Origin of the sequence: Kluyvera ascorbata (genome assembly GCF_023195735.1) — a bacterium.
GTDB classification, from domain to species: Bacteria; Pseudomonadota; Gammaproteobacteria; order Enterobacterales; family Enterobacteriaceae; genus Kluyvera; species Kluyvera ascorbata.
Map to the genome: position 1 here is coordinate 4,858,602 of NZ_CP096201.1, position 14,683 is coordinate 4,873,284.

Annotated in this window: 14 protein-coding genes; 9 read left to right on the top strand and 5 right to left on the bottom strand. The window is 53.7% G+C overall.

The genetic code is table 11. The features are described 5' to 3' along the window. Window positions 1-2 precede the first annotated feature (2 nt). Complete coding sequence (gene gppA / locus MY052_RS23220) at window positions 3-1,511, top strand: guanosine-5'-triphosphate,3'-diphosphate diphosphatase (RefSeq protein WP_035895782.1); 1,509 nt, start codon at window positions 3-5, stop codon at window positions 1,509-1,511. A gap of 62 nt (window positions 1,512-1,573) precedes the next feature. Here the strand turns inward: gppA and rep are convergent, their stop codons facing one another. After that, window positions 1,574-3,595: a DNA helicase Rep gene (gene rep, locus MY052_RS23225; RefSeq protein ID WP_248537935.1), complete on the bottom strand. Its 2,022-nt coding sequence runs from the start codon at window positions 3,593-3,595 to the stop codon at window positions 1,574-1,576. A 116-nt stretch (window positions 3,596-3,711) separates the two neighbouring features. Here rep and ppiC (MY052_RS23230) point away from each other — a divergent pair, with 116 nt between their 5' ends. Beyond that, entirely contained in the window at window positions 3,712-3,993 is a 282-nt protein-coding gene (gene ppiC / locus MY052_RS23230; protein ID WP_035896545.1) for a peptidylprolyl isomerase PpiC, read from the top strand. Window positions 3,994-4,044: 51 nt separating this feature from the next. After that, a complete protein-coding gene (gene ppiC / locus MY052_RS23235) occupies window positions 4,045-4,326 on the top strand; it encodes a peptidylprolyl isomerase PpiC (protein ID WP_003017999.1) in 282 nt (93 codons plus the stop codon). A 73-nt stretch (window positions 4,327-4,399) separates the two neighbouring features. Here ppiC (MY052_RS23235) and MY052_RS23240 read toward each other — a convergent pair whose 3' ends face one another. From MY052_RS23240 to ilvC, 3 genes are all read right to left on the bottom strand, one after another. Further along, window positions 4,400-4,765 carry a DUF1360 domain-containing protein gene (locus MY052_RS23240; protein WP_123651790.1) on the bottom strand — a complete coding sequence of 122 codons (366 nt, stop codon included), beginning with the start codon at window positions 4,763-4,765 and terminating at the stop codon, window positions 4,400-4,402. Further along, window positions 4,758-5,201, bottom strand: coding sequence for an Rrf2 family transcriptional regulator (locus tag MY052_RS23245; RefSeq protein WP_123651791.1), 444 nt, complete (start codon window positions 5,199-5,201; stop codon window positions 4,758-4,760). Before MY052_RS23245 ends, MY052_RS23240 begins: the two co-directional genes overlap by 8 nt. A 192-nt stretch (window positions 5,202-5,393) precedes the next feature. Continuing rightward, window positions 5,394-6,869 carry a ketol-acid reductoisomerase gene (gene ilvC / locus MY052_RS23250; protein WP_035896549.1) on the bottom strand — a complete coding sequence of 492 codons (1,476 nt, stop codon included), beginning with the start codon at window positions 6,867-6,869 and terminating at the stop codon, window positions 5,394-5,396. An 84-nt stretch (window positions 6,870-6,953) separates the two neighbouring features. Between ilvC and ilvY the strand changes: the two genes are divergently transcribed. From ilvY to dhaL, 3 genes are all read left to right on the top strand, one after another. Further along, the gene (ilvY, locus tag MY052_RS23255; RefSeq protein ID WP_248537937.1) at window positions 6,954-7,925 is read left to right on the top strand and encodes an HTH-type transcriptional activator IlvY; all 972 of its coding nucleotides are present in this window, start codon (window positions 6,954-6,956) and stop codon (window positions 7,923-7,925) included. A gap of 131 nt (window positions 7,926-8,056) precedes the next feature. Beyond that, window positions 8,057-9,061 carry a dihydroxyacetone kinase subunit DhaK gene (locus tag MY052_RS23260; RefSeq protein ID WP_035896554.1) on the top strand — a complete coding sequence of 335 codons (1,005 nt, stop codon included), beginning with the start codon at window positions 8,057-8,059 and terminating at the stop codon, window positions 9,059-9,061. A 1-nt stretch (window position 9,062) separates the two neighbouring features. Continuing rightward, window positions 9,063-9,695, top strand: a complete 633-nt coding sequence (gene dhaL, locus MY052_RS23265) for a dihydroxyacetone kinase subunit DhaL (RefSeq protein ID WP_248537938.1) — start codon at window positions 9,063-9,065, stop codon at window positions 9,693-9,695. A gap of 44 nt (window positions 9,696-9,739) precedes the next feature. Here the strand turns inward: dhaL and MY052_RS23270 are convergent, their stop codons facing one another. After that, a complete protein-coding gene (locus MY052_RS23270; protein WP_248537939.1) occupies window positions 9,740-10,957 on the bottom strand; it encodes a lysozyme inhibitor LprI family protein in 1,218 nt (405 codons plus the stop codon). 318 nt (window positions 10,958-11,275) lie between these two features. Here MY052_RS23270 and fabV point away from each other — a divergent pair, with 318 nt between their 5' ends. The 3 genes from fabV (at window position 11,276) to MY052_RS23285 (ending at window position 14,666) form a co-directional block, all read left to right on the top strand. Beyond that, window positions 11,276-12,469 carry an enoyl-ACP reductase FabV gene (gene fabV / locus MY052_RS23275; protein ID WP_248537940.1) on the top strand — a complete coding sequence of 398 codons (1,194 nt, stop codon included), beginning with the start codon at window positions 11,276-11,278 and terminating at the stop codon, window positions 12,467-12,469. A gap of 429 nt (window positions 12,470-12,898) precedes the next feature. Next, window positions 12,899-14,188, top strand: a complete 1,290-nt coding sequence (locus MY052_RS23280; protein ID WP_081918583.1) for a glycosyltransferase family 2 protein — start codon at window positions 12,899-12,901, stop codon at window positions 14,186-14,188. 64 nt (window positions 14,189-14,252) lie between these two features. Further along, window positions 14,253-14,666, top strand: a complete 414-nt coding sequence (locus MY052_RS23285; RefSeq protein ID WP_248537941.1) for a GtrA family protein — start codon at window positions 14,253-14,255, stop codon at window positions 14,664-14,666. Window positions 14,667-14,683: the final 17 nt, after the last annotated feature.

Here is a 14,683-nt window from a genome sequence, read left to right on the forward strand (position 1 = left end):
TTATGCTCACTTCCACCTCGCTATACGCAGCTATCGATCTCGGTTCCAATAGTTTTCATATGCTGATTGTTCGCGAGGTGGCGGGCAGCATCCAGACGCTGACGCGCATTAAGCGCAAAGTGCGTCTGGCCGCCGGACTTAACCGCGACAACACTCTTTCGACGGAAGCAATGGAGCGAGGCTGGCAATGCCTGCGCCTGTTTGCCGAACGTCTTCAGGATATTCCCCCAACGCAAATTCGTATCGTGGCTACCGCGACGCTGCGTCTTGCCGTTAATGCCGATGTGTTCATCGCCAAAGCCCAGGAAATCCTCGGTTGCCCGGTGCAGGTTATCCGCGGGGAAGAAGAAGCGCGCCTGATTTATCAGGGCGTGGCGCACACCACCGGCGGCGACGATCGTCGTTTAGTGGTCGATATCGGTGGTGCCAGTACCGAACTGGTCACCGGCACCGGTGCGCAAACCACCTCGCTGTTTAGCCTCTCGATGGGCTGTGTGACCTGGCTTGAGCGCTACTTTACCGACCGTAACCTGGCCCAGGAACACTTCGACGAAGCGGAACGTGCCGCACGTGAAGTGCTTAAGCCCGTTGCCGATGAACTGCGTCACCACGGCTGGAAAGTCTGCGTCGGTGCCTCTGGTACGGTGCAGGCGTTGCAAGAAATCATGATGGCGCAGGGGATGGATGAACGCATTACCCTCGCCAAGCTTCAGCAGCTAAAACAGCGCGCCATTCAGTGCGGCCGTCTGGAAGAACTGGAAATTGAAGGGCTGACGCTTGAACGCGCGCTGGTCTTCCCTAGCGGGCTCGCCATTCTTATCGCCATTTTCACCGAGCTGGATATCCAGTGCATGACCCTGGCCGGCGGCGCTCTGCGCGAAGGGCTGGTCTACGGCATGCTGCATCTGGCGGTCGACGAGGACATTCGCAGCCGCACGCTGCGTAATATTCAGCGTCGCTTTATGGTTGATATCGAGCAGGCAAATCGCGTGTCTCAACTGGCGGCGAATTTTGTCGAACAGGTGAAAGATAGCTGGGATCTGGAGCCATTAAGCAGCGAACTGCTGTTAAGTGCCTGCGCATTACATGAGATTGGCCTCAGCGTCGATTTCAAACAGGCTCCGCAGCACGCAGCCTATCTGGTGCGCAATCTCGACCTGCCGGGCTTCACGCCTGCGCAGAAAAAGCTGCTCGCCACCCTGCTGCTGAACCAAACCAACACCGTCAATCTGCCAACGCTCCACCAGCAGAACGCCGTGCCGCCGCGCGTCGCGGAGCATCTCTGCCGTCTGCTGCGTCTGGCGATTCTCTTTGCCAGCCGTCGTCGTGACGATCTTCTGCCAGCGATTACGCTGACCGTCGACGGGGAAAATCTGACCCTGACGCTGCCGGACAGTTGGCTGGAACAGCATCCGCTGGGGCGTGAAATGGTCGATCAAGAATGCCAGTGGCAAAGCTATATCCACTGGCCGTTACAGGTTGCTGGCGTCGGGCTACCGGATAGCTTGTAACACCGACTTCGGAAAGGTGCTGTGCATATTCCCGGCGTCGCTTCGCTCGGCCGGGCTACTGGTTAACCCTTTTTCGCTTTCGCCAGCATTTCACGAATATTGGCGACGTTCGCCTGCCCTTTATGCATGCGCTCTTCGGGCGTAATCACTTTTCGCTCCTGCTCCCACATCACATCGTCCTGCGGTAGCTCCAGCAGGAAGCGGCTCGGTTCAGGGCGTACCAACTCGCCATACTGGCGGCGTTCTTTGCAAAGAGTGAAAATCAGCTCTTTCTGCGCGCGGGTGATGCCCACGTAGGCCAGACGACGCTCCTCATCGACGTTATCCTCATCAATGCTGCTCTGGTGCGGAAGCAGCCCTTCTTCCATGCCCACGAGGAAGACGTACGGGAACTCCAGCCCTTTCGAGGCATGCAGCGTCATCAGCTGAACCTGATCCAGTTCCTCTTCACTTTCACCGCGCTCCATCATGTCGCGCAGGGTAAAGCGAGTCACCACCTGAGTCAGCGTCATCGGCTCTTCCAGCTCGCTACCTTCCAGCATTTCCGTCATCCAGCTAAACAGCGTATTGACGTTTTTCATACGCATTTCGGCGGCTTTCGGGCTCGGCGAGGTTTCAAACAGCCAGGACTCATAGTCGATGCCGTGAATCAGATCGCGTACGGCGGCAATCGGCTCGCGCTCCGCCAGACGCTGGATTTCGCCCAGCCACTGGGTAAAGCGAGTGAGAGATTCATAGCCACGCCCGGTTAGCGTCTGGCTCAACCCCATATCAAAGCTGGCGGTAAACAGGCTTTTGTTGCGGGTCATCGCCCACTCACCGAGCTTTTGCAGCGTTGCCGAACCAATCTCACGCTTCGGCGTGTTGACGATACGCAGGAATGCGCTGTCGTCGTCCGGGTTGCTCAGCACGCGCAGATAGGCCAGCAGGTCTTTAATCTCCGGGCGGGAGAAGAACGACGTGCCGCCAGAAATTTTGTACGGGATGCGGTTCTGCATCAGGAATTTTTCAAACACCCGCGACTGGTGGTTGCCGCGATAGAGAATGGCGTAGTCCTTGTACTGCGTCTTATTGACGAAGTGATGGGCGATAAGCTCGCCGGTGACGCGCTCCGCCTCGTGCTCTTCGTGGTTGGCGCTCAGCACTTTAAGCTCCGGGCCGTAGCCCAGTTCGGAGAACAGACGTTTTTCAAACACATGCGGGTTATTGGCGATCAGAATGTTTGCCGCTTTAAGAATGCGCCCGGAGGAACGGTAGTTCTGCTCCAGCTTAATCACCTGCAGCGCCGGGAAGTCCTGGCTCAGTAAGACCAGGTTTTGCGGACGCGCACCGCGCCAGGAGTAGATTGACTGATCGTCGTCGCCCACCACGGTAAACCGCGCACGCTGCCCCACCAGCAGCTTCACCAACTCGTACTGGCTGGTGTTGGTGTCCTGATATTCATCCACCAGCAGATAGCGAATCTTGTTCTGCCAGCGCTCACGCACCTCTTCATTACGTTGCAGCAGCAGCGTCGGCAGCAGGATCAGGTCGTCAAAGTCCAGCACGTTACACGCTTTCATGTGCGCGTCGTACAGGCTGTAGCAGTGGGCAAAAATACGATCGCGCTCACCCTTCGCACTGGCCGCTGCCTGCGCCGGGGTTTTTAGATCGTTTTTCCAGTTGGAGATCGTCGAGATCAGCTGCTGGAAGAGCACCTTATCGTCTTCGATAAGCCCTTCGGTCAGATCTTTAAGCAGCGCAGTTTGATCGGTATCGTCGAACAAGGAAAAGTTCGACTTCATCCCCAACGCCGCATACTCGCGCTTAATGATATCCAGCCCAAGCGTGTGGAACGTGGAGATCATCAGCCCACGCGCTTCTTTGCGCCCCAGCGTTTGCGCCACGCGCTCTTTCATCTCGCGTGCGGCCTTGTTGGTAAAGGTCACCGCTGCAATATGTCGTGCCTGATAACCACACTGGTGGATCAGGTGCGCAATTTTATTGGTGATAACGCGGGTTTTGCCGGAGCCAGCACCCGCCAACACCAGGCAAGGGCCAGTGACAAATTCGACGGCTTGTTGTTGTCCGGGGTTTAAACGCATAGGGGCATTGCTCAATCTGTAAACACGGGGGTGTGGATTGTAGCAGAAAGTCAGGCTGAGATTTACCCGCCGAATGGTAAAGTGTTGGGTAGCAAACCAACGATAAGAGTGACCTTATGGCAAAGAGCGCGGCAGCCCTGCACATCCTGGTAAAAGAAGAAAAACTGGCGCTGGAGATCCTCAGCAAACTGGAGCGAGGAATCAGCTTCGATCATCTGGCAAAACGCTATTCCCGCTGCCCTTCCGGGCGCAACGGTGGCGATCTTGGCGAGTTTAAGCAGGGGATGATGGTGGGGCCATTCGACGCCGCCGTTTTTAGCTGTCCGCTACTTAAGCCTTTCGGGCCGGTTAAAACCAAATTTGGCTATCACATCATCAAGGTGCTGTATCGGCGATAAGCCATGCTAAAATCGCCAGCCTTACAGACTCGCTTATAGAAAGGCTCGATCATGGCAAAAACAGCAGCAGCAGTGCATATCCTGGTGAAAGAAGAGAAACTGGCTCTGGATCTTCTGGAACAGATTAAAAACGGCGCCGATTTCGGCAAGCTGGCGAAGAAGCACTCCATCTGCCCATCGGGCAAACGCGGCGGTGACTTAGGTGAATTCCGTCAGGGCCAGATGGTTCCGGCGTTCGATAAGGTGGTCTTCTCCTGTCCAGTGCTGGAGCCAACCGGCCCGCTGCACACTCAGTTCGGTTACCACATTATTAAAGTGCTGTACCGTAACTAAGGTGCATCCCGGCGTCGCTTCGCTCGACCTGGCTACCGGTCGTTTGTAGCCGAGCAAAGCGACGCCGGTTTTTTTATTTCTGCGATTGCAGCGTCTGCTGGGCGTTATGTTTCATCACATGGGTGCTAACCGCCGCCTGGAATACCTTAAACATCAAGCCGTTAATCAGCGTGGTGATCGTAATCACGATAAATGCCGTCATCACCCAGTCAATCAGCGCAAAGCCACTGTTCAACAGCGTCGGGCGATATACCGCCATCCCGCCAAATACCACCCAGTGACTTAGGCAGTAGAAGCAGTGGAACAAGTGCCCCATCAGCGCGTTCTTTTTGGTCGTCCATTCACGAAACGCGGCAAACAGCTCCGTCTGCGTCACCGTCATCGAAATACTGCTCGCCGCCATCGCAATCATCAGGCAGGTGGTTAAATTTTCAATCATGGTCGTGGCCTTTGTCGTTGAAGTAGCTAATAAATTCGCTGCCGATATCCTGTAGTGTCAGGCGCTTAAAGCGATCGAGGATCAACGTCTGCGCATCGGCGAGCGTCTCTGACATCACCCGGTTTACCCCCTGTTCCACCAGGCACTGCGGGTTTTCGCTGCGGTTGCCCAGCGCAAACAGCGCCGGTTCGCCGAGCGCCATGTAGATATCGTAAAGCGTGATTTCACTGACCGGTCGGCACAGCCGCCAGCCGCCGTGGTGCCCCTTCGTGGCACAGACAATGTTGTTTTCCCTGAGCCCAGCAAGCAGCTTGCGGATGAATGCCGGATTGCCGTCGATAAAGGCGGCCATCTGTTCGGATGTCAGAGGTTTGTCCATCTGCTCCAGATGAAGCAGGATGTGAAGCGTCGCTGAGAATGAGTTGTTTGTTTTCATGTAACTTACAATATTACATAAGATGAGTGTGAGCAATCCCAGAAAAAATAATCTGTACGAATAAAAGCTATCAATATGATAACTAGATGAATTTAGATGATGAGAGAGTGGACTGAGCGATCCCGTCAAGCGCAGATAAAAAAACGGCCCGGTCGCGAGGCGCTGACCGGGCCGGATGATAACGAGGTTTTATTAGCCTGCTACTGCGATACGCTTCATATCGGTCATGTAGCCGCGCAGTTTCTTACCAACCTGCTCGATAGCGTGGCCACGAACCGCTTCGTTCACGTCGCGCAGTTGGGCGTTATCTACCGCACCTTCGGCAATCGCTTTGCCCAGGTCACCGGTCTGCAGAGTGGTCATGAACTCTTTCAGCAGCGGTACGCAAGCGTAAGAGAACAGGTAGTTACCGTATTCTGCGGTATCGGAGATAACCACGTTCATTTCGTACAGACGCTTACGCGCGATGGTGTTCGCGATCAGCGGCAGTTCATGCAGTGATTCGTAGTAAGCAGACTCTTCGATGATGCCAGAATCAACCATGGTTTCGAACGCCAGCTCAACGCCCGCTTTCACCATCGCAATCATCAGAACGCCTTTATCGAAGTACTCTTGCTCGCCGATTTTGCCTTCAAACTGCGGTGCGGTTTCGAACGCGGTTTTACCGGTCTCTTCACGCCAGGTCAGCAGTTTCTTATCGTCGTTAGCCCAGTCAGCCATCATGCCGGAGGAGAATTCACCGGAGATGATGTCGTCCATGTGTTTCTGGAACAGCGGCGCCATGATCTCTTTCAGCTGTTCGGACAGCGCATAAGCGCGCAGTTTCGCCGGGTTAGACAGACGGTCCATCATCAGCGTGATGCCGCCCTGCTTCAGCGCTTCGGTGATGGTTTCCCAGCCGAACTGAATCAGTTTTTCTGCGTAAGCGGCGTCGGTGCCTTCAGCCACCAGCTTGTCAAAGCACAGCAGAGAACCAGCCTGCAACATACCGCACAGGATAGTCTGCTCGCCCATCAGGTCAGATTTCACTTCTGCAACGAAGGAGGATTCCAGTACGCCAGCACGGTGGCCACCGGTTGCTGCAGCCCAGGCTTTAGCGATCGCCATGCCTTCGCCTTTTGGATCGTTTTCCGGGTGAACTGCGATAAGGGTTGGAACACCGAAACCGCGTTTGTATTCTTCACGCACTTCGGTACCCGGGCACTTCGGTGCCACCATCACAACGGTGATGTCTTTACGGATCTGCTCGCCCACTTCGACGATGTTGAAACCGTGGGAGTAACCCAGCGCTGCGCCGTCTTTCATCAGCGGCTGTACGGAACGCACAACGTCGGAGTGCTGTTTGTCTGGCGTCAGGTTAACCACAAGGTCAGCCTGCGGGATCAGCTCTTCGTAGGTACCGACTTTGAAGCCGTTTTCGGTCGCTTTACGCCAGGAAGCACGTTTCTCAGCGATCGCTTCTTTACGCAGGGCATAGGAGATATCCAGACCGGAGTCACGCATGTTCAGGCCCTGGTTCAGACCCTGAGCGCCACAGCCGACGATGACCACTTTTTTACCCTGAAGGTAGCTTGCGCCGTCGGCGAATTCTTCGCGGCCCATGAAGCGACATTTGCCCAGCTGAGCCAGCTGCTGACGCAGATTCAGTGTATTAAAGTAGTTAGCCATGATGGTGTACTCCGTGATGTTGTGTGTCTTATTGTTCGGTTCGCGTTTCAGCGAGAATGAACCCACATTACAACAGGAAATTTATTGCGGAAATTGATATATTCACAACGTCATATTGCAATTTATGCAACGTCAAAAACCGGAGACTCGTCTGTGGATTTACGCGATCTGAAAATGTTCCTGCATCTGGCGGAAAGCCGCCATTTTGGCCGCAGCGCGCGGGCGATGCACGTCAGCCCATCCACGCTTTCACGCCAGATTCAGCGCCTTGAGGAAGACCTCGGCCAGCCGCTGTTTGTCCGCGATAACCGCACGGTGACGCTGACCGAAGCCGGTGATGAACTGCGCGTTTTCGCCCAGCAGACGCTGTTACAGTATCAGCAGCTGCGCCATACCCTCGATCAGCAGGGGCCGTCTCTTTCCGGTGAGCTGCATATCTTCTGCTCGGTCACCGCCGCCTACAGCCACCTACCGCCAATCCTCGACCGTTTTCGCGCCGAGCATCCGTCGGTTGAAATCAAGCTAACCACCGGCGACGCGGCCGATGCAATGGAAAAAGTCGTCACCGGCGAGGCCGATCTGGCGATTGCCGGTAAGCCCGAAACGCTGCCCGGCGCGGTGGCATTTTCCATGCTGGAAAATTTGGCCGTGGTGCTGATTGCCCCAGCGCTGCCCTGCCCGGTACGCAACCAGATTTCGGTGGATGAGCCTGACTGGTCAACGGTGCCGTTTATCATGGCCGACCAGGGGCCCGTGCGCCGCCGCATTGAGCTGTGGTTCCGTCGCCATAAAATCAGCAACCCGTCGATTTACGCCACCGTGGGCGGCCACGAGGCGATGGTGTCGATGGTGGCGCTGGGCTGTGGCGTGGCGCTGATTCCCGAAATCGTGCTGGAAAATAGCCCGGAGCCGGTGCGTAACCGCGTGATGATTTTAGAGCGCAGTGATGAGAAGACCCCGTTCGAGCTAGGCGTCTGCGTGCAGAAAAAGCGGCTACATGAACCATTGGTGGATGCATTCTGGAAGATTGTGTTAGAACGCAAAATCACAGAATAGCATTGATACATCCAGCCCCCAGTCATGCCCCTGGTTCGGGAGATTAATTGGTATCAAAGGTGCCAGGTGTAAACAAGCTCCGCAGGTAAAATCGTCACTAAAGAAACCGGACCTTACAAGAGGGAGTGACGATGCTGAAACCCAAAAAGATCTTCAACAACACCGATAATATTCGTAGCGAAATCATGGAAGGGCTGGTGTACGCCGGGCGCGGAAAGATCCACGCCCTGCCAGACTACTGCGCGGTTTACCGTACGATGGCACAGAATGGCCAGACCGTTATCGTCAGCGGCGGCGGCAGCGGCCATGAGCCGACGTTTGCCGGGTTCGTCGGCGAAGGCGGCATCGATGCCTGCGCGCTGGGCGAAGTCTTCACCTCCCCCTCTCCCGACCAAATCATTGAAGCCAGTCGGGCTGTTCATCAGGGCAACGGCGTGCTGTTCCTCTACGGCAACTACTCCGGCGACGGCATGAACTTTGATATCGCGGCTGAAATCCTTGCGGAAGAAGGCATTGAGTGTCGCACCGTGCGCGCCACGGATGATATTGCCTCCGCGCCACCGGAAAGAATGTCCGACCGCCGCGGGGTGGGCGGGCTGGCATTTTTATATAAGCTTGCCGGTGCCGCGGCTCAGTTCGAGCACTACGGCTTGTCTGAGCTGGAAGCGCTGGCGAAAAAAGCCAACCGTAACACCCGCACCATTGGTGTCGCATTGAGCGGGTGCGCGCTGCCGCAGGCCGACGCCTTTAACTTCACGCTGGCCGATAACGAAATCGAACTGGGTATTGGCATTCACGGTGAGCCAGGGCTGTGCCGTATTCCAATGCCGCAGTCTGATGAGCTGGTCGAGATGATGATTGAACGTCTGTGCAACGACCTACCTTTCGCACAGGGCGACAGCGTATGCGTGAGCGTCAACAACCTCGGCGCACTAAGCAACACCGAGCTAATGGTAGTCACCCGCAAAGTCGGCATAGCGCTAACGGCGCGCGGCATCAAGACCTATGACGTACAAGTCGGTCACTTCTGTACCTCGCTGGAAATGTCCGGTTTTTCCCTGAGCATGCTGCGGTTGGACGACGAGATGCAGCGCCTATATGACCATCCAATCCGCACCCTCGGCTGGAGAAACTAAGATGAACACCACACAATTTATCGCCTGCCTGCAGTACGTTTCTGAGGGGATGATCGCCAGCGAACCGAGGCTGACCGCGCTTGACCAGGTTATTGGCGATGGCGATCACGGTATCGGTATTAAACGCGGCTTTACCGCGCTTAACACGCTGCTCGCCGCACCAGAATTTACCGCCACCGATATTGGCGATGCCCTGTTGCAAAGCGGTACCCGCCTGATGACCAGCATGGGCGGCGCATCCGGGGCCATTTTCGGTACCCTTTTCCGCGCCGGGGGTAAAGGTCTGGCAGGCCCCGCTGAGCTGGATGCCGCCACCCTCGCCGAGTGGTTGGCGATCGGTATGCAGGCCATCCACCAACGCGGCGGTGCCGAGCCGGGAGATAAAACAATGGTAGATGCACTGGCCGCCGCCGCCGAACAGGCCAAAGCAGATATCGCACTACCACTGCCGGATGCGCTCACCCACTGCGCACAGGCAGCCATGGCAGGCGCAGAAGGCACCAGCGCCATGGTTGCCCGCTTTGGGCGGGCGAAAAATCTGGGTGAGCGGGCCATTGGTCACTGCGACCCTGGTGCAGTGTCGATGGCGCTGATCCTGCAGTTTATGGCGGAGTTTGCTCACCAGAAGCACTGATCGGTAGAGCCGGATGAGGGGTGTCTGTACCGACTCCGGCCTACTCAATGACTGCTTTTATGAGCACGATGGGCGTCGTGGCCGTCAATATAAAGAACGCGCTGGATTAACCAGAGAGAGACGATTTTATCAGCCGCTTTTTTTGCATCTGTAGTAGAGAAATTTTTCTCTGTTTGTAGCCAATACTCCATATCCTTGCGAGCACGAGGGATCTCTTTCAATAGCGCTTTACGTTCCTCCAGCGGCCACAACTTTTCATCCCAATCCCCGGTTCGGATATCATTTTCAAGGTCAGCATAGCTGGCAATAAGCTCAGCTCTTTCTGGATGAGTGTTTTCTGGGTCAGACTGCAGGTATTTTTTTGGCAGTACACTCACACGCAGATCCAACAAATCCCAAGAAACATAAAATGAGTATTTAATTGACCCCTTACTATATTGAGATCGTTCGACTGCAGGCTTAATAGCTTTGCGCAATTGGTCCCACGCAGATGATTTGAAAAACGAACCCTGAGGTAAACATATTGGGGAAAAGGCATCCCTGTATGAGGCATGTTGAGGGCCAAAAGCCTTAAGGGCTGCCTCTCCATGCCGTTCAAAGACAAAACAGTGCACATACTTTCTCTGCGTGCCACCAGTGGATTCTTTCTCGTAGCTAGCCGCTTCAATGCCTCTCCGCAACAAATCAAGAGTAGACGTCGTATCTATGGCGGGTACATCGGTTATGTGACGACCTATCACCTCATCAAGAGCATGCTTTTGGTACTGAATGGCCTCGTCAGAAGTCACCCCGCTGTCTGGTTCGAATTGATAGAGATAAACCAGCCAGGCCGATGCTAGCGATGAATGATATTTTCGTAGCGTTTGCGCCGCACTCGCAGGAGTAAAGGGAATAGAACGGATGACATTGTCTAAAGAAGTGGCTCCCGCAATATGAATAAGCGCGAGTTCACGACTTCGCTCCTCAATGCTTTTCATTAGACAGCGGAATAACTCCGCTGGCTCTTCTGCGCAGGCATTTCGTGTTTTTAACCACATCAGTTGCTCTTTACGTAACTCATCCCCCTCGATAACAGGCAAATTAGCGATTGCCCGCTGAAAGTTGCGGTCTAAAGAGTTGTTTGAAACGCCGAGGGCAGATGAACTGCAGATGGCATGCTCAATGTCAGTGCTGGCTTTTGTACAATCAAGAGAAACAGCAAGGGTTGGCGGGGAGAAAAAGTAAAAAAATAATAAGGCTAAAAGAGCAGAACGTTGAGTCATTATTGAAAATCCTTTTCCATAGCATTCGCATCATAATCAGTAAGCAAAATTCGTCGTTCGACGAATACCAAACCACGACAGCCTCTCCATGACCAGCGTAAAAAAGGTTCGTATCCAGACATGAATCCTTTTGCTTTGCGGCCAACACAGAGTCTGACGGCTAAAATCAGTGGTAGATTCAGTATTGGCGCTCCTTTTCTGTATAATGTCGCGATCCATTGTAGTGGGGGGCTTGTTAACCATCGCGTTAAGCAAGCCAGAACAGACGGTGTCATTGCGCACTTGACAGCGAAAATACAAACTTAATTAGCCATCATTATGATAATCAAACCAAAAATTCGTGGATTCATCTGTACAACGACCCATCCGACTGGCTGTAAAGTCAACGTGGAAAAACAGATCGAGTACGTTAAGCAAAACGGGAAAATCGAGAACGGTCCTTCCCGCGTGCTGGTGATCGGTGCTTCCACCGGTTACGGCCTTGCATCCAGAATTTCCGCAGCGTTTGGCAGCGGTGCCGCCACTATCGGCGTATTTTTCGAAAAACCAGGCACGGACACCAAACCGGGTTCCGCGGGCTGGTATAACTCTGCCGCTTTCGATGAAGCAGCAAAGCGTGAAGGTCTGTACGCCAAAAGCATCAACGGTGACGCGTTCTCTGACGAATGCCGCGATGAAGTTATCAAGCTGATCAAAGAAGATCTGGGTCAGATCGACCTGGTCGTTTATTCACTGGCTTCTCCAGTGCGTAAAATGCCAAAAACCGGTGAAATCGTTCGTTCTGCGCTGAAGCCAATCGGCGAGGTTTACACCTCTAAAGCGATTGATACCAACAAAGATCAGATCATCACCGCCAGCATTGAGCCGGCAACCGAAGAAGAAGTGCAGAACACCGTTACCGTAATGGGCGGCGAAGACTGGGAACTGTGGATGGGTGCGCTGAGCGAAGCTGGCGTGCTGGCTGAAGGCGTAAAAACCGTAGCCTACTCCTACATCGGTACCGACCTGACCTGGCCAATCTACTGGCACGGCGCGCTGGGCAAAGCGAAAGAAGACCTCGATCGCGCTGCAGGCGAACTGCGTAACCAGCTGGCTCCGCTGAACGGTTCCGCGAACGTTGCGGTACTGAAGTCCGTTATCACTCAGGCGTCTTCCGCCATTCCAGTGATGCCGCTGTACATCTCCATGGTCTTCAAGCTGATGAAAGCACAGGGGATTCATGAAGGTTGTATCGAGCAGATCAACCGTCTGATGACCACCAGCCTGTACGGCGATAAAGTGGCGCTTGATGACAACCAGCGTATCCGTATGGATGACTGGGAACTGCGTGAAGACATTCAGCAGGCATGCCGCGACCTGTGGCCGCTGATCACCACTGAAAACCTGGCGCAAGAAACCGATTATGCAGGCTACAAGCAGGAATTCCTGAACCTGTTCGGTTTTGGCCTCGACGGCGTGGATTACGACGCTGACGTGAACACCGAAGTTGAATTCGACGTGATCACGCTGTAATTTTCTGCCGCAGTAACAAAAGCAGACGACTGATAAAACCCTGGCCGAAAGCCAGGGTTTTTAACTAATAAAATCTGGACTTAATAACGGCCACTCCTGTACGATTCAATCCAGTTTCAAATATATAATATCAGTTAAGAATTGAATGAAATTAATAAATACCATTCAATTAAATAATATATCAGTGGATAGATTATATTTCCGCATATTGATTTACAGTATGAATTAAAAGAAATACTTCCATTAAATAGTTAGAGCCTATCCTAATAGACATTATTATTGCAGCCAGTTTAAACATGGGCGCATACGTACTTCGCAGGGCTTTAAAGCCCCACCGGCTTTGTGCGAGTGCCTTTTGGTTAAAGTTGCGAATAGAGTGGCTCATTAGGATGGGCTCTGAATCATGCTCATGGATTGGAGCTTAATATTATGCACACAGCAAATCTACATCGGCCGGACCATTCGAGTATTTTATCAGAGCCATTTAAATATATTCCGGAACTGACCATTTCAGCCTCCAAAGACATAGCTTCATCTGTTCCACGCCCATTTATATCAGCAATCATTCCATGTCTGAATGAAGAAATGACGCTTGCCATCTGCATTAATAAAATAATGGCAGCCTTTAACCGTCGAGGTATTCAGGGTGAAGTTATCGTGGGGGATAATGGTTCAACGGACAAATCCGTTGAAATTGCAAAATCACTGGGCGCCCGGGTCATCCACCAGCCCGTCAAAGGCTATGGTGCAGCAATAAGCGCGGCGGCCAGAGCGGCAAAGGGTAAGTATCTCATCATGGCCGATGCCGATGACTCCTACGACTGGAGCCAGATTGATATTTTTGTCGATGCACTGGAAAGCGGCGCAGACTTCGTGATGGGCAATCGATTTGCCGGAGGAATAGAACCAGGAGCCATGCCTCCTCTGCATCGCTATCTGGGTAACCCGCTGCTCTCAGGCATCGCCCGGCTGCTTTACCACTCTCCCATTCGTGATTTTCACTGCGGGATGCGGGCCTTTACCCGCGAGGCATTCCAGAAGATATCTGCCCACGCGACCGGAATGGAATTTGCCTCCGAAATGATCATCAACGCGCATCGTGCGGGCCTCACCATCCGTGAAGTGCCGATCAAGCTCTATCCGGACAAACGCAACCGCCCGCCTCATTTACGCTCGTTTCGCGATGGCTGGCGGCACTTGCGCCTTCTCATTGCCCATGCTCCGGATAGGCTATATTTGGCCCCAGGGATGACGCTGCTGCTGCTCGGAATTATCGGCCTTGCGCTGCTTGCCACAGGCCCCATCGAAATCAACGGCTACTATTTTGGTATTCATTTCGTGGCCCTGGCGACCATGTCAACCTTGATTGGTCTTATCTCAATTCTGCTAGGCGTGCTAGCGAAGGTCGCTATCGCCATTTACCACCCGGTTGCACAAAGTCCGATGATTGGCTGGTTGAGGCGATCGCACCCTCTGGAATGGCTGGTTTTCGGCGGATCGGCTCTTGCCATATCGGGTTTTTGCGCCGACCTCCTTTTGGCTTTTCAATGGCTTTTTACCCGCGGTTCAATGGAGCAGTCGGTACATGCTGTTTTTATCATCAGCACCGTTTGTATCGCTGGTGTGTTAATGGTGCTGGCCGGATTCGTACTGCAGCTGCTGCTGGATATCCTGAACCGACAGGTTTCAGAGATATCAACAAAAGGGTCAGCGGTATGAAAGGGGGAAAGGTCATCGCCTCTCCCTTATCAGCAGCCTTCTTGTCTCAACAAAGGCGGCTACGATGAATATTCGAACCTCTTTTGCCTATCTCTGCGTCTCTGGCACTTGCTTCCTCGGACATAACGGCATCATGATTGCGGCGGAGCGTTTCTACGCGGCGCTCTGGTTAGCCGTCCTGTTATCTTTCGTTATCACCGTTATTATCGGCTATATATTGCACAGCACATTCACCTTCAAACAGCCGCTCTCACTACACGCTTTTGGGCGTTATGCCCTCGGCATGCTGCTGAATATCCCACTGGCTTATGCCACCACCTGGTTTTGGTATCACTGGCTGGAATTTCCAATGCTTGTAGCCGCGCCGCTAGCTTCGTGCTGCATGATCGCGCTGAATTTTTTCCTTAGTCGCTGGGCGATTAGCGCATCAGGCCGTAAGACGCATGTGCCCTTATCCTCCCCAATCGTCTGGAAATAACAATGCGGCAGGAGAAG

Bases quoted from the DNA above. Each gene is read 5' to 3' on its own strand.
- gppA (WP_035895782.1), top strand. From the start codon at position 3: ATGCTCACTTCCACCTCGCTATACGCAGCTATCGATCTCGGTTCCAAT.
- rep (WP_248537935.1), bottom strand. From the start codon at position 3,595: ATGCGTTTAAACCCCGGACAACAACAAGCCGTCGAATTTGTCACTGGC.
- ppiC (WP_035896545.1), top strand. From the start codon at position 3,712: ATGGCAAAGAGCGCGGCAGCCCTGCACATCCTGGTAAAAGAAGAAAAA.
- ppiC (WP_003017999.1), top strand. From the start codon at position 4,045: ATGGCAAAAACAGCAGCAGCAGTGCATATCCTGGTGAAAGAAGAGAAA.
- MY052_RS23240 (WP_123651790.1), bottom strand. From the start codon at position 4,765: ATGATTGAAAATTTAACCACCTGCCTGATGATTGCGATGGCGGCGAGC.
- MY052_RS23245 (WP_123651791.1), bottom strand. From the start codon at position 5,201: ATGAAAACAAACAACTCATTCTCAGCGACGCTTCACATCCTGCTTCAT.
- ilvC (WP_035896549.1), bottom strand. From the start codon at position 6,869: ATGGCTAACTACTTTAATACACTGAATCTGCGTCAGCAGCTGGCTCAG.
- MY052_RS23260 (WP_035896554.1), top strand. From the start codon at position 8,057: ATGCTGAAACCCAAAAAGATCTTCAACAACACCGATAATATTCGTAGC.
- dhaL (WP_248537938.1), top strand. From the start codon at position 9,063: ATGAACACCACACAATTTATCGCCTGCCTGCAGTACGTTTCTGAGGGG.
- MY052_RS23270 (WP_248537939.1), bottom strand. From the start codon at position 10,957: ATGACTCAACGTTCTGCTCTTTTAGCCTTATTATTTTTTTACTTTTTC.
- fabV (WP_248537940.1), top strand. From the start codon at position 11,276: ATGATAATCAAACCAAAAATTCGTGGATTCATCTGTACAACGACCCAT.
- MY052_RS23280 (WP_081918583.1), top strand. From the start codon at position 12,899: ATGCACACAGCAAATCTACATCGGCCGGACCATTCGAGTATTTTATCA.
- MY052_RS23285 (WP_248537941.1), top strand. From the start codon at position 14,253: ATGAATATTCGAACCTCTTTTGCCTATCTCTGCGTCTCTGGCACTTGC.